Below are 16,585 nucleotides of genomic sequence, written 5' to 3'. Positions count from 1 at the left end.
CTTCAGGCGATCACTTCGCCGTGAGGCCGGCGCTTCCGCTTGAAACGACAGTAAGCCGCTCCAATTCCTTCCAGCAATTCAGCTTGCATTCGGAGGCGCCTATGGTCGTCTTTGCCGCCAAAGCCGGATTTCTCGCGCTCGCCGCTGTCGCGACCGTCGCCTTCGGCGTCGCTGCCCCCGCCCAAGCCGAACTGCTTGCCCGCGTTCCCGCCGCGCGCGAAATGGCGGTCTGCGGCGACATGTTGTTCGTCGGCACCAAGGGTTCGTCGGTCTATGCCGTGCCGTTGTCCGGCGGCCGCGCCCGGCGGGTGGCGTCCGGGTTCTCCGCTCCGAACGGCGTTGCGTGTTCCCGCGGCCGCCTGTTCGTCGCCTCGAGGGACAGCATCACCGTTTTCGATATCGGGCGCGGCGGCGCTCTCAGCGGCCGGCGCGATATTCGCCGAGACCTGCCGAATTCGGGCGCCCACAGTTATCGCTACATCGCCGTCGGCCCCGATGCCCGCCTCTATGTATCGTTTGGATCGCCCTGTAACATCTGCTCGCCGCGCGGGCTGCAGGGAACGATCGTCAGCATGAACCAGGACGGGTCGGACCTTCGACGCGTCGCCTGGGGCGTGCGCAACTCGGTCGGCTTCGACTGGCGCGGCGGCACCATGTTCTTCACCGACAATGGTGCCGACCGAATGGGCGACGACGTCCCGCCCGACGAGTTGAACGCGCTCCGGCCGGGCGGCTTCTACGGCTTCCCCTATTTCGGCGGCCAAATCCGTCTCACAGGATTTGAGGACGCGACGCCGCCCGCCCGTCAGATCGCGCCCGTCTTCAATTTCCAGGCTCATGTCGCAGCCTTGGGAATCCACTTCTTCCGCAGCCTCGGCGGCGACGCGCTGGTCGCCCAGCACGGCAGTTGGGACAGGTCCGTGCCGGTCGGCTATCAGGTCGTGCGGCTGCACTTCCGGGGCGGACGGCCGGTCTCGGCGACGACCTTCCTGAGGGACGTCGGCCGGCCGGTCGATGTCAAGGAGGCGCCGGACGGTTCCGTCCTCGTCTCCGACGACGCCGGAGGCACGGTTTACGTCTTTCGGCGATGAGGCCTGAGGGCTCGTTTTCAGGGCACTTCTCTGACGGCTCGGTCGCCCACGTGCTCCTTCCACTCGTCGATGACGTTTTTCATTGTTGAAAAACATCCTGTGGAATTCGGGCTTCTGATCACCGGTTTCCGGTGACATGGTTGGTGAGCACCGCATCATGAGGAGAATACCATGCTTGCCACCGACATCCCCGCGACTCTACGCAGACAATTGGGCCGGTCCGGCCTTTCGGCCGCGGCAATCGGCCTGGGCGGTTGGGCGATCGGAGGCTTCTTCACGCTCAACGGAAAGCCGGATGGCTGGGGCGAGGTCGACGACGAACAGTCGATCCGTGCGCTCCGCCTCGGGCTCGAAATGGGTGCATCGCTGATCGACACGGCCGATGCCTATGGGACCGGTCACAGCGAGGAGGTGATCGGCCGGGCGCTGAGCGGGCGAAGGGGCGAGGCAATCATCGCAACCAAGTTCGGCTATACCTATGATCGCGCCGCCCGGGCTCTCGTCGGCACCGATGTCACTCCCGCCTACATCAGAGAGGCCTGCGCGGCTTCGCTCAGGCGTTTGGGCACCGACTATATCGACCTCTATCAAATCCACGTCGGCGAGCTTTCAAGCGATCAGGCGGATGCGGCCGCTGAAACGCTCGAGAAATTGGTGGAGCGGGGCGCCATTCGTTTCTGGGGCTGGAGTACGGACAATGCCGCCGCGGCGAAGCGAATGGTGAAGTTCCCGCATTTCGTCGCCGTGCAGCAGGAACTGAATGTCTTCACGGATGGGCCGGAGATGCTTGCGATGTGCGAGGGCAACAATCTCGCCAGCCTCAATCGCTCGCCGCTGGCGATGGGATTCCTGACCGGCAAGTTCAGGCCGGATACGCGCTTGCCACCCACTGACGTCAGGGCGGCCGGGCACAGCTGGGTGCGGTTCTTCGAGGACGGCCGGCCGCGTAGCGAGCATCTGCAACGTCTCGCCGCGGTGCGGGAACTCCTCCAGACCGGTGGCAGGACCTTGGCGCAGGGGGCCCTCGGCTGGATCCTCGCCCGTTCCCCCAACACCTTTCCGATCCCCGGCTTCAAGACGGAGGCGCAGGTGCGCGAGAATCTCGCCGCACTCGAAAGGGGCGTATTGCCGGCCGCAGCGATGGCGGAAATCGATGCGCTTCTCGGCAGCGATCAGTAGCCGCTCTTGCGGATAGAGAGCTGCGGCGTCTCCGGATCGGCGGCCGCGACCCTTAAGAGAAGACACCGCTGGACCGGTCCGCCTAGGGGCCGGTCCATATTTTCTTATCGAGCGAAGACCGGCGGGAGACGATCACCGGCATGCTGTCGATGGAGCGCCAAGGTGTTGCTGTCTTGCAACGAATTGTCGGCAATTGCTACAATCCGAAATTGTGTGTTTGCCAATCGGCCGGACTCGTGTATGTTGGCGTCACTCTCAATTCAAGCCAGAGGAGGCGTGCAATGAATTCCATTCTCGTGACAGTGCGCCTCTCTCGCGGAACGGCTGCCGTGGCATCGATGCATCGCGCATCCCGCCAGAGCCGATTTGGTTTCCAGGGCTATTAAACCCCGGATTTCCGCCGATTGGCGCTATCTCCATCTGATCTGACGTGACCGGCTGACGAAGCGATTTTTCGCATCTTCGCCTTCGCATCCGCGCGTCTTCTGACCCTCGAAAGGACCTGGTCGCCTCGATGCGCCGGGACGGAAAAATCATGCGTGAAGCACAATTGCTAGTTGTTGATACCCTCGCCGCAACGGTCGATGACCTGTGCCGGAAATTCGGCGCCTGGAAGACTGCGCGTGCGCTGCTATTCGCCATCTGGAGACATCGTCAAACGACGAACCAGGTCTCGCATTTGTCAGACCGCATGCGCCGCGACATCGGCCTTCCGGGAAACGAGGACCGGCTCCTTGAAGCCAAGCTGTCCCTCTGGGATGTCCGGCTGTGAGGTGCCGCCGGCCGGTGCGACAGCGAGTTCGGGGAGGAGCGTCGTCGGCGCTCCTCCCTAGTCCTGACATGCCGACGGGCACTAACCCGATCGCATGAATAGCGCGCACAAAGGCCTCGCTGTATCATGGCGCCCGCTCCTCGCAGGAGGCGAGTGGAGCGAGGGAGGACCGAGCCATGCCTATGTCTCCGGTGCTGCGCCGTCTATGGACGAACTGTCTGGCGGCAGCCATTGCTTTCATGTCCGCACATGTGGTGAACGCGTCCGACAAGCTTCCGCCGGAGCTTGAAAAGCTCAAGGCGTCGCTTGAAAAATACCAGGATCCGGTAGTTGCCGTGCGCGACGGCTATTTCTCGACGCTCGGCTGCGTCACCTTCGCGACCGGCACGATGGGGGTGCATTTCCTGAACCCCGCCCTTATCGGTCCGGTGCCCGACCCGATGAAGCCCACTTTGCTGGTTTACGAGCCGGTTGGCGAAAAGCTGCAGCTCGTTGCCGTCGAGTGGCTGATCCCGCTCGCCACCGGCATCAAGTCGAAGCCCGAGCTGTTCGGGCAGCCTTTCGACGGGCCGATGGAGGGCCATGAGCCGCTTCTACCGGCGCAATTGCATCATTACGATCTGCATGCCTGGATATTCAAGCCGAACCCGCTCGGCCTGTTCCACCCGGTCAATCCGGACGTCAAATGCCCCGAGGGGCCTTACACATTCCTGGAAGAGGCGCCAAAATCCGTGCCCCACCATGGGGCGCAATGAGGCGAAATGGCAAGAGATGCCGGGCGCCCCGGCATACTCTCAGCGATCACGGGACGGGGCGGCGGCGTTCAACCGCCCGTCCTGGGCGGTTGTGAACGAGGGGAAGCGATATCCGTCCAGCGGCGAGAGGCCTTTGGTCTCGCCGGACTTGCGATTGCTGCTTCTGGGAGCCGACATCTCGGTGGCCAAGTTGTCGAGATAGTCCAGAGCATCCTTGGCCGCCTCCGCCGTGACCCGGCTGCCATCGGCCCCGGCCGCACTCCGCAGTTCTTCTCGCATGTCCTCCATGGCCTCTGCAATGAAACGCTGCGGGTCGTCCGTCTGCGCTGCAATCCAGTGCAGCAACCGGCATGTCACCATCTCGTTGACACGCATTGCGGCGACAGTCTGGCCGAGCATCAGGGTCAGTTTCTGAAGCTTATTGTCTTTCTGAGGCATCGGGAACCTTCTTCCGTCCTGAAATTGCTAAGCCTTCGGTCTGGGGATGACGACATCCAAAGAACGGAGAGCCAGGTGCATCGTCTAAGTGCGTTCGAACGCGATGCGCTCTGAGCTGAACGGCAGGCAGTCCGATTTGTTCCCCTCGTGCCGGCTGGGCGTAATCCTCGCTGGCAGGAACCAAGCAGGCCGGCGCCGCGTTGGCGGGTTTCGGAAGGAGCGCGCCAGATGCAGCCATTCTTTACTCGTTTCTCGAAGCGAATTTCGGAGCTCGCCGGAAGGCCGTTCACTTTCGCCGTCGCGTTCTCTGCGATCGTCATCTGGGCAATTTGCGGTCCGCTCTTTGATTTCTCGGCAAAATGGCAGCTTGCCGTCAATACCTGCACGACGATCACGACATTCCTGATGGTCTTTGTGCTTCAGAATTCCCAGAATCGCGACGGTGTCGCGCTGCAGGCCAAAATCGACGAGCTGATCCGCGTGAGTGACGCCGAGAACTGCTTCATCGGGATCGAGAATCTCGACGAGCAGGACCTGAAGGACGTTCGCCGCGACTGCATGCAAGAGGGCACGCAAGCGAGGGACGCGGAAAACGCCGTCTCAGGCGCGAATGGGAGCGCATGACGCGCATTCGGTCCCTTGCCGAAGCGGCGGAACCAAAACCGGCGTGGCGACGTTTTCTCGCTAGAGGTGGGAGGTGTAGAATGAGACACATGGACATCCGCAAGCTCGAAAGAACCGATGCCAAGCATGTCTGGGACGTGGCGGAGTACTGCAGGCGAACCGGCCTTCACAAGGCCGAGGAGCAGCGCCTGATCAAGGTGCTCGGCAGATATGCTTCGGCCCATGAGCTGCAGATGAATGTCGTGCGTCCTCAAACGCGCACACGCTGAGGCGTGATCGCGCAGTGGATTGCGGAGCAAGCGCGTGTGGCCAGTCCTCGCCGGTGCATTCCTGTTTATCTGCGGCGTTCTCGTCATGACATGGGAAGCGCTTGGCCGAAGGCGGCTGAGCGAGCCGCCGCATCCCCTCGACAATGATCCACAGACCCTGGAACCCGGACATCAAAGCCTGCGATTCCTCGGGCTGACGCGGAACTGGCCCGGGGTGGCAATGATGGCGCTGGGCGCTATACTGCTGCTTTTCGGTGCGATCCGCTACGCCCTGGTGCTCTAAGCGGAGCTGATCTCGACAAGAAAGACTTCCGAGGCGATGTCGGCCGAAAGCGTGACGGCGACGGGCTGCTGAAGGACTGCGGTGTCCAGCGCGTGCAGCGTCGCAGAGACGCCTTCGGTCGACAGCGCGACGCTGCCGCGGTGGCAGAAAAGGATGAGTTCCCGGGCGTGCGAGGTGATCGGCTGCGAGTGCTCGACATGGAGCTTTCGCACCCGGTGCCGGAGCGTCTGCCGGCGGCTCATCACATTCAGGTCGGTGATCGGGCCATTCGCGAGCTTGGCCGAGGTCGCAACATCGGCAGGGAAGGAGACGGGGGCGTCGGCCGTCGTCAACAGCTTCGGCGGCCGGCCCTCGATCGAGAGCGTCATGCCGGCGCCCTCGAGGATGGAGAGGGTCCGGTCGATGCCGGGAAAGCTGGAAAACAGGCCGTCATTGGCAACCGTCGCCATGCTGACGCGCCAGTCGAAATCGGAAAGCGGCGCGCGATCCGGCGACACGGCGATTTCGATGGTCTCGCCGCCGCCGTTCTTCCAGGGCATGTGCCTGTAGTCGTTTGAACGCAGGATTTTCATGGTGCCACTCCTCGCATGAGGTCGCGCATCCGGTCGAAGTCCTCGTTCATCGGCCGGTCGTCTGCATAGGTTGAGATTGCTCCGCGAATGCGGCCATAAAGAGCATCGGTGCGCGGCGCCCTGCCGCGCGTTTTGGGCTGCTTGTCATAGGCCTGGGCCGCCGCCAGCAATTCGATCGCGACGATCCGTTCGAGATTGTCGAGGATCGAAAGGACCTTCCATGCGGCGGGCGTGGCATGGGTCAGGATGTCCTCCTGCAGCGCCGAGGTGATGCCGCCGTCAAGGCTTGCCGGCGCAGCCAGCCGGCGGTTCTCGGCGACGAGGGCCGCGGCAGTGTACTGCGCGATCATGAAACCGGAGGAGACGCCGCTGTCATCGGCAAGGAAGGCCGGAAGACCGCTCACCAGCGGGTTGACCAAACGGTCGATGCGGCGCTCCGAAATCGCGGCGACTTCCGCGGCGGCGACGGCGAGACTGTCCATCGCAAGTCCGAGTCCAGCTCCGACGGCATGCGCCTGTGAGTGGACCTGGGGGTTCTCCGGCGAACCGGAAACGGCCGGATTGTCGGTAACGCTCGCAAGTTCCCAGTCGACGATTTCGGCTGCCTGGGAGAAGGAGTCGCGGGCCGCGCCATGCACCTGCGGTACGGCTCTCAGACTTAAAGGATCCTGCGTGCGGCTGCCGGCTGTCTCCGCGAGCATCGGGCTTTCGGCGAGCCAGCGGCGCAAGGTCTTGCCGACCGCCTGAAGACCCGGCGATTGGCGTAGTGCCAGGGGTGCCTCGGCAAAGGGCTCCGGTTGGCTGCCGAGATTCTCATAGGTCAGCGCCGCGGCCACGTCGGCCCAGCCGAAGAGCCGTTCCGTGCGGGCCAGCGCCAGCGCCGCCTGGCCGGTGGCGCAAGGCGTGCCGTTGACGAGGCTGAGACCCTCCTTCGCTTCGAGCCGCAAGGGCTCCAGCCCGATGCGGGCAATCGCCTCCGCGCCGGTGAGCTTTTCGGCCCCGTGCGCGGCCGTGCCATGACCGATCAGAACGAGCCCGATCGCGGCAGCGTGCGTGAGATAACCGACCGACCCGCGCGAGGGGATGTGCGGAATGATATCCGCATTCAGAAGGGCAAGCAGCGCCTCGACGGTCTCGATGCGAACGCCGGAGTAGCCATGCGCAAAATTGGCGATCTGCGCTGCCATCACGGCACGGGCTTCGGCCCGCCCGAGCGGCTCGCCGACGCCGCAGGCGTGGCTCAGAATGATGTTACGCGACAGGGCCTCCTGGTTCTCGCGGCTGATGACGACATCACAAAGCGCACCGACGCCGGTATTGATGCCGTAACCGCGGATGCCTCGCTCGACCAGCGCATCGACGATCCGCCGGCCATCGATGATCCGCTGACGCGTCCGCTCGGACAGGGCGAAGCGCGCACCGTCGGCAACGGCGGCGATCTCTCTCCACGTCAGCGAACCATCGATGGTGATCGTTTCAATCATGCTTCTCGGGTCTTCCCTGCCGGCGCTGGACGAAGCGCGCGACATAGTCGTTTGCCGGATTATCGAGAATATCACTGGGCGAGCCGACCTGCACGACCTGACCGTCTTTCAAGATCGCAATCTCGGATCCGATACGCAGGGCCTCGTCGAGATCGTGGGTGATGAAGACGATGGTCTTTGCAAGGTTCTGCTGCAGTTGCAGCAATTGATCCTGCATATCGGCGCGGATCAGCGGATCGAGGGCGCTGAAGGCCTCGTCCATCAGGATCACGTCGGTGTCCGCGGCGAGCGCCCGCGCCAGGCCGACGCGTTGCTTCATGCCGCCCGAGAGCTGGTGCGGGAACTTCGCGTCATAGCCTGAAAGGCCGACCGTCTCGATCCATTTCATGCCGATCTCGCGAGCATCGGCTTTCGAAACACCGCGCACGCGCTGTCCGTAGACGACGTTCTGCAGCACGGTCCGGTGCGGCATCAGCGCGAAGCTCTGGAACACCATGCTGACGCGGCGCATGCGGAAGGCGCGCAGCGCCTTTGCGTCGAGATCGAGGATATTGCTGCCGTCGAACAGGACCTCGCCGCTCGTCGGCTCGATCAGCCGGTTGATGTGGCGCACCAGCGTCGACTTGCCAGACCCGGAAAGCCCCATGATCACGAAGATCTTGCCGGCGCCGATCTTGAGACTGACATCGTTGAGACCAACGCTGCAGCCGGAGCGGGCAAGGATGTCGGCCTTGACCAAGCCGTCCTTCGCCATGGCGAGAGCCTTCTTCGCGTCCCGTCCGAAGATTTTGTAGACGTTGCGGATTTCGATATCAGCCATTGCGGGCGTCCTCCGTCCGGGGCTTGCCGAAGCCCTGGGTGATGCGGTCGAGCACGATTGCGAGAATGACGATGCCGATGCCGGCCTCGAGCCCCTTGCCGACGTCGAGCGTCTGAATACCGTTCAGCACCTGCTCGCCGAGGCCGCGCGCGCCGATCATCGAGGCGACGACGACCATCGACAGCGCCATCATGATCGTCTGGTTGAGGCCGGCCATGATGGTCGGGGTCGCGAGCGGTAACTCGACGCCGAACAGGATCTGCGTCGGGCTGCCGCCGAAGGCGGTTGCCGCTTCGACAACTTCGCCGTCGACCTGGCGGATGCCGAGATCGGTCAGACGGATCAGCGGCGGCACCGCATAGATGATGGTGGCGAGGATCGCCGGCACCTTGCCGAGACCGAAAAGCATCAGCGCCGGGATCAAATAGACGAAGCTCGGCATGGTCTGCATGACGTCGAGGACCGGCAGGGTGACGTTGCGCACGATGCGGCTCTTGGCGACCAGGATGCCGATCGGCACTCCGATCACCACCGAGACGATGGTCGCCATCAGCATCAGGGCCAGCGTCTGCATCGTCAGGTCCCAGAGGCCCAGCACGCCGACGGCGAGAAGCAGCGCACCGACGGCAAGCGTCAGCGTCCAGCGCTTCGAACTCTGCCAGGCAAGCGCCATGAAGGCGAGAATCACCAGCCACCAGGGCAGGCCACGCAGGATCCATTCGATGAACAGCACGGCCTTCAGGATGACGCCGCTGATCGCCTTGAACACCCAGCCGTAGTTCGTGACGAGCGCCTGGATGAACTCATTCACCGGGGCGCGGATCGAAAGATTAAGAGAGTCCGGAAACATCGGAAAAATCCTTGCTCGGATAGCCGCCGGCGATCATCGCCGCCTGTCCGCGGGCACCTTGGCAGATTGCAGGCGCCGCGCCTCACCATGATCGAAGGGTAAGGCGCGGCGAACGCAGACGGAGTTCAGCTCGTCTTACTTGAGGCTCGCTTCGATCTTGCCGCGGGCCTCTTCGGAGACCCACTTGCCCCAGACGTCGGCTTTGGCTTTCAGGAATTCCGCGGCGGCAGCGGCGGCATCGACCTTGTTGTCGGCCATATAGGCAAGGCTGCCGTTGACCGCTTCGAGCGGGAAGGTCGCCTTTTCGAGGATAGCGATGATCTCCGGAGCCTCCGAAGCGAAGGTGCTGTTCACGCCATAGGCGACATCGACCGAGGGGAAGGCGCAGCCCTGGTCGCGCTTGCCATTGGCGCTGCTCAGTTCCTTCCAGCAAGCCTCGTTGTAAGCCGGCTCTTCAAGCTGGACGAGCTTGAATTTGCCCATGATGGCGGTCGGCGACCAGTAGTAGAAGAGGATCGGCTCGCCCTGGAGATAGGCCGAGGTGATAGCCGAATCGAGCGCCGTGCCGGTGCCGGGGCGGAAGTTCACATAAGCCTCGCCGAGCTTGTAAGCCTCGAGCTTGGCGGTGCTGACACCCTCGCAGGTCCAGCCGGAGGGGCAATTCAGGAAGCGTCCCTTGGACGGCTCCTCCGGGTCGGCAAAGACTTCGACGAGCTTCGGGTCGGAAAGCTGAGAGACGCTCTTGAGATCCGGCGCCTTGGCTTCGATGTTGCGAGCGGGATCGCCGTGGACGACATAGTCCGGCACGAACCAGCCTTCGCTGGCACCGACGAAGGTCTTGCCGACAGCAACCACCTTCTTTTCCTCGACCGCCTTGTTCCAGATGTCCGAGCGGCCGAGCCATTCCTCGGCAAAAATCTGGACGTCATTGTTGGCGGTCGCCTGTTCGAGCGTCACGGAATTGCCGGGGATGGAATCCACCTGGCAATCGTAGCCCTTGGCGAGGATCGTCTTCATGACTTCCGTGATGAAGGCGCCGCTTTCCCAATCAATGCCGGCGAAGGTCACGGTCTTTCCGTCGCCGCAATAGGAGGCATTCGCCGTGCTCGCAGAAGCCGCAAGCATCAGGCCGGCGGCGGCGAAAGTGAGTTTAATTGTGCTGATCGACATGCGCATTCCCCTTTTTTGATCGTCGACTGGATTGCTATTTCAGCTTGGTCAGAACCCGCGCGAAGGCGCGGTCTATGTCTTCCTCCCGGTCATGGCGTCCATTGCGGATCTTCCATTCGCCCGCCACCATGACGTCGCGGACCGTCTCGCCGCCAAGCGCAAAGAGCCAGCGGTCGAGAATCTGATTGCCGCTTGCAGCGGCGATATAGGGATTGGCGCCGTCGAGCACGACAAGGTCCGCTCGCGTGCCGACCTGAATGCCCGCCGAACCGAGGCCGGCGGCCTGGGCACCGCCGGCGAGTGCGGCCTCGAAGATCGTCCTGCCAACCGAGGCGCCGGGAGCGGCGAGCCGGTTGCGCCTGCGGTCGCGCAGCCGCTGGCCGTATTCGAGAAGCCGCAATTCTTCCGCGACGCTGGTCGCCACATGGCTGTCGGTGCCGATGCCGAGGCGTCCTCCGGCTGCCAGGAAATCGGTGGCTAGGAAGATGCCGTCGCCGAGATTCGCCTCGGTCGCCGGGCAGAGGCCGGCAACCGCTCCCGATTTCGCCAGCCGCTTGGTTTCCTCCGCCGTCATATGCGTCGCATGAATGGCGCACCAGCGCTTGTCGACCGGCATCTCGTCGAGCAGCCACTCGACCGGGCGACGGCCGCTCCAGGCGAGGCAATCCTCGACCTCCCGGGTCTGTTCGGCGACGTGGATGTGGATCGGTCCGGAAACCGGTGCCGACCCGAGGATCGTTCGCATCTCGTCGGGCGTGGCGGCGCGGAGGGAATGGATGGCATAGCCGAGCTCGGCGCCGGCCTCGGCGCTCGCCGGAACCAGCCGTTCGAGCAGGGCAAGAAAGCGATCCGGATCGTGAAGGAATGGGCGCTGGCCCGGATTGGGCTCCATGCCGCCGAAATTGGCATGGGCATAGAAGACCGGCAGGTGCGTGAGGCCGATGCCGGCGCGGTGCGAAGCGTTGAGGATTCGCAGCGACATCTCCGCCGGATCGGCATAGGGGGTGCCGCCCTCCTGGTGGTGAAGATAGTGGAATTCGACGACGCGACCGAAACCACCCTTCAGCATTTCCACATAAAGCTTCGCGGCGATCGCCTCGACATCGTCCGGATCGACAAGGCCGACGGTGCGGTACATGGTCTCGCGCCATGTCCAGAAGCTGTCGTCGCCGCTACCGGCCACTTCGGCAAGGCCGGCCATGGCGCGCTGAAAGGCATGGGAATGCAGGTTCGGCACGGCCGGGACAAGGGGGCCGGCGATGCGTTCGTCGCCCGCTGCCGGCGCCTGGGCCGTTTCGACGGCGGCAATCCATCCGTCACTGTCGAGGGAAATGATCACGTTCTCCGCCCAACCGGTCGACAGAAGCGCCTGCTCGGCAAAGAGCCGGTGAGCGGAAAAGGCAGACATCGCTTCCTCCCTGTACGTGGTTGTATATGGAACTATAGATATTTTCTGGTGGCGCGCAACCTGAAAATCGTCGAAAACAAGTCGTGGTCGCCGGTCGCATGTCGGTCCGGCATCGACGAACGGAGCATTCTATGCCATCAATGGAGCGCAAAAGCGACGCATCCGCCTTCGAGGATGGACCCATCCCGCGCTATGAGGCGGTGAAGCAGTTCATCCGCAGCCGCATCGAAAGCGGCGAGTGGCCGGAGCATCATCGCATCCCCTCCGAAAACGACATTGTTGCCGATCTCGGGGTCAGCCGCATGACCGCGAACCGCGCCTTGCGCGAGCTGGCAAGCGAGGGCGCCATCACCCGGGTGCAAGGTGTCGGGTCCTTCGTCGCGCCTCACAAGGGCAGCACGGCGCTGCTCGAAGTCCGCAACATCGCCGATGAGATTCGCGAGCGGGGTCATCGTCACAGCTCTCGCATCGATCGTCTCGAGGAGATATCGGCAAACCCCGACATTGCCGGTGCGCTGGGGCTCTCGACCGGGGCGCGGGTCTTCCACTCGATCATCGTTCACGCGGAAAACGGCATGCCTATCCAGCTCGAGGATCGTTTCGTCAATCCGGTGATCTGCCCCGACTATCTGCAGCAGGATTTCGTGAGCACGACGCCGAACGCCTATCTGACGCTGGTGGCGCCGATCACCCGCACCGAACAGGTCGTCGAGGCAGTGCTGCCGCAGCCCTGGGAGTGCAAGCTGCTTTCGATCGGCCGCAACGAACCCTGCCTGATGATCCGCCGCCGGACCTGGTCGGAAAACAGGAATGTCACGGTCGCGCGGCTCATCTATCCCGGCACGCGCTATCGCCTCGAAGGCGTTTCATCGTAAGAAGCCTTGAGACGGACGGGAGCGGAATGATGGAAGAGGACTCGCTGAAACGCCGCACTGAGCTCGCAAGGCCCGACGTGTCGGTGGACGAGGCAAAGGCGATCCTGCTCGAGCATTACGGCATCTCCGAGGATGTTACCGAACTCGGCAGCCAGCAGGACCGCAACTATCGCGTCGATACCGGCGAGGGCCGCTTCGTGCTGAAGATAGCGAGGGCGGAATATGAGCGCGTCGAACTCGATGCCCAAAACGCGGCGTTGCGCCATGTGGGCGCCAAGACCAACGCGCCGATGGTGCCGCGGGTCATCCCGGCAGGCGATGGCGAAGAGATCGTCAGCGCCGCCGTGCGCGACGTTATCTACCAGTTCCGGCTGCTGACCTTTCTCGAGGGAACGCCGCTTACGCGCCGCAAACACCTGTCGGCAGAAACGGTCTCGGCCCTTGGCGACCTCGCCGGCCGGCTCGCCGTGGCACTCGCGGACTTCGACCATCCGGGGCTCGTCCGGCAGCTGCAATGGGATCTCCGACGGGCCGGTCCGGTGGCGCTCCAGCTGCTTTCGGCGATGACCGATGTCGATTTGCGCAAGCGCATCGCCGAGGCGATGGTGGGGGCGATGCGCCGCGTGCAGCCGCTGATGCCGGAGCTGCGCCTGCAGGCGATCCATCACGATGTCACCGACGACAATGTGGTGAGCAGGGCGGAGAAGGGCGGCCGCCTGATGCCCGAGGGCATCATCGATTTCGGCGACGTGATCCAAGGCTGGCTAGTCGCCGAACTTGCCGTCACCTGTGCGTCGCTGCTTCACCACGCCGATGGCGATCCTTTCCGCATCCTGCCCGCGGTCACGGCGTTCCATGCCGTCTGCCCGCTGACCGAGGCGGAAATCAAGGCGCTCTGGCCGCTGATCGTCGCGCGCGCCGGCATTCTCGTCGCGAGCTCGGCACGGCAGCTCGAGATCGAGCCGGAGAATGCCTATGTGCAGGGAAATGCCGCGCATGAGCGCGAAATCTTCGATGTCGCGGTCTCCGTCCCCTTCGAGCTCATGGATCACGCCATCCATCAGGCGATCGGCAAGGAGGAGGCATCGCCCGCCCTGCCGGAGACTGGCCGCCTGTTGCCGGACATCGACACTCACCGGGTCGGCATCGTCGACCTGTCGCTGCTCGGGCCGCATCTGCCCGCCGACCGCTGGCACTATGAGGATACCGAGGCGCTGCTCCTTCAGTCGGCGGCGCGGGCGGCCGGCACGGCCGCGACCCGCTACGGCGAATTCCGCCTGACGGAAACACGGCTCCTCCAGGCCAAGCCTCCCCAGACGCTCGCCCTCCACGTCGACCTCTGCCTGCACGGGCAAACCGCAGTTCATGCCCCCTTTGCCGGCCAGCTGCACCAGCGCGGCGGCAGGCTGATTCTTTCGACGCATGGCCTCCACCTCCATCTGCTGGGGATCGAGCCGGCAAGACTTGAAGATGGGAGCGTCGAGGCAGGGGACCGGATCGGCACGGTCCCCGGCGACGCTTCAGCGCTCGGCTTCATGCGCGTGCAATTCTGTACCGCCGCGGAAATCGACCCGCCGCCTTTCGCGGCCCCGCATCAGGCGGAGGCCTGGCGCAGGCTCTCTCCGTCGCCGGGGCCAATCCTCGGTTTCGATTGCGATGCGCCGCCGCCGCAAGCGGCGGCGCTGCTCGATCGACGGCAGCGCCATTTCGCGCGGCCGCAGAAGAACTATTACCGCGAGCCGCCGCAGATCGAGCGCGGCTGGAAGGAGCATCTCTTCGACGTCGAGGGGCGGGCCTATCTCGACATGGTCAACAACGTCACCATTGTCGGGCACGGCCATCCGCGCCTCTCCGCTGCGGTCGGACGGCAATGGTCGCTGCTCAACACCAATTCCCGCTTCCACTACGCGGCCGTCGCCGAGTTCTCCGAGCGGCTTACCGCTCTTGCGCCGGAAGGGCTCGATACGGTCTTTCTCGTCAACAGCGGCTCGGAGGCGAACGACCTCGCCATCCGCCTCGCCTGGGCCTATTCCGGCGCGCGCAATCTGCTTTCGCTGCTGGAGGCCTATCATGGTTGGACGGTCGCAAGCGACGCGGTCTCGACCTCGATCGCCGACAATCCGCAGGCGCTCACCACGCGGCCGGAATGGGTGCAACCGGTCGTCTCGCCGAACACCTATCGCGGCCCTTATCGCGGCGAAAGCTCGGCCGGCGACTATGTCGGGGCGGTCGCGGCAAAGCTTGAGGAACTGGATGAGAAGGGCGGGGGCCTCGCCGGTTTCATCTGCGAAACCGTCTACGGCAATGCCGGCGGCATCCCGCTGCCGCCCGGTTATCTCGAAGCAGTCTATCAGATGGTCAGGGCGCGCGGCGGCGTGTGCATCGCCGACGAAGTGCAGGTCGGCTACGGCCGGCTCGGTCACTATTTCTGGGGCTTCGAGGAACAGGGGGTCGTGCCGGATATCATCACCGTCGCCAAGGGCATGGGCAATGGCCACCCGCTCGGTGCGGTGATTACCCGCCGCGAAATCGCCGAGGCGCTCGAGAAGGAGGGCTATTTCTTCTCTTCCGCCGGCGGCAGCCCGGTGAGCTCCGTCGTCGGGCTGACCGTGCTCGACATCCTGCATGACGAGGCACTGCAGGAGAACGCCCGCACGGTGGGTGATCACCTCAAGGAGCGGTTGCAAGCGCTCGGTCAGCGATTCCCGATCGTCGGTGCAGTCCACGGCATGGGGCTCTATCTCGGCGTGGAATTCGTCCGCGACCGCGGGACGCTGGAGCCGGCGACGGAGGAGACGGCGGCGATCTGTGACCGTCTGCTCGACCTCGGCGTCATCATGCAGCCGACCGGCGACCACCTCAATGTGCTGAAGATCAAGCCGCCGCTCTGCCTCAGCCGCGAGAGTGCCGACTTCTTTGCCGACATGCTGGCAAAGGTGCTGGAGGAGGGGTGGTAGCAGCCTATCCCTCGCTCAGCAGTTCCGGCTCACCGGTCAAAAGATCGACGAGGCTTCGGCGAACCCGGCCGATGTCGCGCATCGGCGGCTCGCCGAAGTGGCGCGCATATTCGCGGCTGAACTGCGACTGGCTGTCATAGCCGACCTGATGACCGGCATCGCCCGCGTCGAGGCGCTCCTCCAGCATCAGGCGCCGGGCCTCCTGCAGGCGGAGCTGCTTCTGGTATTGCAGCGGGCTCATCGCCGTGATCGCCTTGAAATGATGGTGGAGCGAGGAGACGCTCATACTGACCCGGCTTGCCAGGTCGTCGATGCGGAGCGGGCGGGAATAGTGCTCCTTCAGCCAGGCGACGGCCCGGCCGATCTGGTGCGGCTGGCTTTCAGCGGTCGTCATCTGCCGAAGCCTCGCGCCATGCGGCCCCATCAGCAGCCGATAGAGGATTTCCTGTTCGATGAGGGGCAACAGGACGGGCATCTCGGCGGGGCGCTCAAGGAGCCGCAGCAGGCGCAGCGCCGCGTCTTCCAGCTCCGCAGTCAGCTTGTTGACCGTCATGCCCCGCGGCGAAGCGGGTGACCTTGCCGTCTGGTCGCCGACCCTGTCGAGAAGTCCCGGAATCTTCGCCGTATCGATCTGGAAATTCATGCTGAGATAGGGTTCTTCGCTGGAAGCCAAGGAAATTTGCGACAGGACCGGCAGGTCGATCGAGGTCAGCAGATAGTCCGAAGCGCCATAGACGAACAGCTCCCCGCCGAGCAGGACGCGTTTGGCTCCCTGGACGATGATTGCCAGGCTCGGCTTGTAGGCGGCACAATTCGGCTTGGCGGAGCTTGAATGGCGATGAACGCTGAGGCCCGGAACGATCGTCGGGTGATCGCCGTCCACCCCGGCAATCCGGGCAATGATCTCGATCATCTCCTGGCGCGGCGTCCGTTGCATATCTGACATCTTCGGTATTCTTTCCGGTGCTTGGGGCTTGCGAGATGGGGCACAGATAGGAGGAGGACGTTGCGGCGCAACGCCGTTCTCTCATTCTTGCA

At 63.9% G+C, this 16,585-nt stretch carries 17 protein-coding genes; 9 read left to right on the top strand and 8 right to left on the bottom strand.

The window, feature by feature from the left end; translation table 11 throughout:
* Positions 1–101: 101 nt before the first annotated feature.
* The 4 genes from ATC00_RS19180 (at position 102) to ATC00_RS19165 (ending at position 3,797) form a co-directional block, all read left to right on the top strand.
* Positions 102–1,091: a PQQ-dependent sugar dehydrogenase gene (locus ATC00_RS19180; RefSeq protein WP_064253993.1), complete on the top strand. Its 990-nt coding sequence runs from the start codon at positions 102–104 to the stop codon at positions 1,089–1,091.
* A 171-nt stretch (positions 1,092–1,262) separates the two neighbouring features.
* On the top strand, positions 1,263–2,270 hold the full coding sequence (locus ATC00_RS19175; RefSeq protein ID WP_064253992.1) for an aldo/keto reductase: 1,008 nt from the start codon (positions 1,263–1,265) through the stop codon (positions 2,268–2,270).
* A gap of 535 nt (positions 2,271–2,805) precedes the next feature.
* Positions 2,806–3,042, top strand: a complete 237-nt coding sequence (locus ATC00_RS19170; RefSeq protein WP_037388678.1) for a hypothetical protein — start codon at positions 2,806–2,808, stop codon at positions 3,040–3,042.
* Between the two features lie 176 nt (positions 3,043–3,218).
* Positions 3,219–3,797 carry a hypothetical protein gene (locus tag ATC00_RS19165; protein WP_064253991.1) on the top strand — a complete coding sequence of 193 codons (579 nt, stop codon included), beginning with the start codon at positions 3,219–3,221 and terminating at the stop codon, positions 3,795–3,797.
* A gap of 39 nt (positions 3,798–3,836) precedes the next feature.
* Here ATC00_RS19165 and ATC00_RS19160 read toward each other — a convergent pair whose 3' ends face one another.
* Complete coding sequence (locus tag ATC00_RS19160; protein WP_064253990.1) at positions 3,837–4,235, bottom strand: hypothetical protein; 399 nt, start codon at positions 4,233–4,235, stop codon at positions 3,837–3,839.
* Between the two features lie 228 nt (positions 4,236–4,463).
* On the opposite strand from ATC00_RS19160, the gene ATC00_RS19155 reads away from it, so the two are divergent.
* The 3 genes from ATC00_RS19155 (at position 4,464) to ATC00_RS19145 (ending at position 5,411) form a co-directional block, all read left to right on the top strand.
* Positions 4,464–4,859 carry a low affinity iron permease family protein gene (locus ATC00_RS19155; protein ID WP_064253989.1) on the top strand — a complete coding sequence of 132 codons (396 nt, stop codon included), beginning with the start codon at positions 4,464–4,466 and terminating at the stop codon, positions 4,857–4,859.
* A gap of 80 nt (positions 4,860–4,939) precedes the next feature.
* Positions 4,940–5,128 (top strand): hypothetical protein, encoded by a 189-nt coding sequence (locus ATC00_RS19150; RefSeq protein ID WP_064253988.1) that lies wholly within the window; start codon positions 4,940–4,942, stop codon positions 5,126–5,128.
* Between the two features lie 34 nt (positions 5,129–5,162).
* Positions 5,163–5,411 carry a hypothetical protein gene (locus ATC00_RS19145; protein WP_064253987.1) on the top strand — a complete coding sequence of 83 codons (249 nt, stop codon included), beginning with the start codon at positions 5,163–5,165 and terminating at the stop codon, positions 5,409–5,411.
* Here ATC00_RS19145 and ATC00_RS19140 read toward each other — a convergent pair.
* From ATC00_RS19140 to hutF, 6 genes are all read right to left on the bottom strand, one after another.
* Positions 5,408–5,983, bottom strand: coding sequence for a HutD/Ves family protein (locus ATC00_RS19140; RefSeq protein WP_037388666.1), 576 nt, complete (start codon positions 5,981–5,983; stop codon positions 5,408–5,410). The genes ATC00_RS19145 and ATC00_RS19140 overlap by 4 nt on opposite strands.
* On the bottom strand, positions 5,980–7,467 hold the full coding sequence (locus tag ATC00_RS19135; protein ID WP_064253986.1) for an HAL/PAL/TAL family ammonia-lyase: 1,488 nt from the start codon (positions 7,465–7,467) through the stop codon (positions 5,980–5,982). The genes ATC00_RS19140 and ATC00_RS19135 overlap by 4 nt, the downstream gene beginning before the upstream one ends.
* Entirely contained in the window at positions 7,460–8,287 is an 828-nt protein-coding gene (locus ATC00_RS19130; RefSeq protein WP_064253985.1) for a quaternary amine ABC transporter ATP-binding protein, read from the bottom strand. The genes ATC00_RS19135 and ATC00_RS19130 overlap by 8 nt, the downstream gene beginning before the upstream one ends.
* Positions 8,280–9,137 (bottom strand): ABC transporter permease, encoded by an 858-nt coding sequence (locus ATC00_RS19125; protein WP_064253984.1) that lies wholly within the window; start codon positions 9,135–9,137, stop codon positions 8,280–8,282. The genes ATC00_RS19130 and ATC00_RS19125 overlap by 8 nt, the downstream gene beginning before the upstream one ends.
* 135 nt (positions 9,138–9,272) lie before the next feature.
* Positions 9,273–10,307 carry an ABC transporter substrate-binding protein gene (locus ATC00_RS19120; protein WP_064254038.1) on the bottom strand — a complete coding sequence of 345 codons (1,035 nt, stop codon included), beginning with the start codon at positions 10,305–10,307 and terminating at the stop codon, positions 9,273–9,275.
* 34 nt (positions 10,308–10,341) lie between these two features.
* Positions 10,342–11,715 carry a formimidoylglutamate deiminase gene (gene hutF / locus ATC00_RS19115; RefSeq protein WP_064253983.1) on the bottom strand — a complete coding sequence of 458 codons (1,374 nt, stop codon included), beginning with the start codon at positions 11,713–11,715 and terminating at the stop codon, positions 10,342–10,344.
* A gap of 131 nt (positions 11,716–11,846) precedes the next feature.
* Between hutF and hutC the strand changes: the two genes are divergently transcribed.
* Both hutC and ATC00_RS19105 read left to right on the top strand, forming a co-directional pair.
* A complete protein-coding gene (gene hutC / locus ATC00_RS19110; protein ID WP_064253982.1) occupies positions 11,847–12,590 on the top strand; it encodes a histidine utilization repressor in 744 nt (247 codons plus the stop codon).
* A gap of 26 nt (positions 12,591–12,616) precedes the next feature.
* Complete coding sequence (locus ATC00_RS19105; protein ID WP_173827778.1) at positions 12,617–15,547, top strand: aminotransferase; 2,931 nt, start codon at positions 12,617–12,619, stop codon at positions 15,545–15,547.
* Positions 15,548–15,551: 4 nt separating this feature from the next.
* Here ATC00_RS19105 and ATC00_RS19100 read toward each other — a convergent pair whose 3' ends face one another.
* A complete protein-coding gene (locus ATC00_RS19100) occupies positions 15,552–16,493 on the bottom strand; it encodes an AraC family transcriptional regulator (RefSeq protein WP_064253981.1) in 942 nt (313 codons plus the stop codon).
* Positions 16,494–16,585 lie beyond the last annotated feature (92 nt).

This window comes from Sinorhizobium americanum (assembly GCF_001651855.1).
GTDB lineage: Bacteria > Pseudomonadota > Alphaproteobacteria > Rhizobiales > Rhizobiaceae > Sinorhizobium > Sinorhizobium americanum.
The sequence above is the reverse complement of the archived record's forward strand: the minus strand, read 5'-3'. Positions and strand labels throughout refer to the sequence as shown.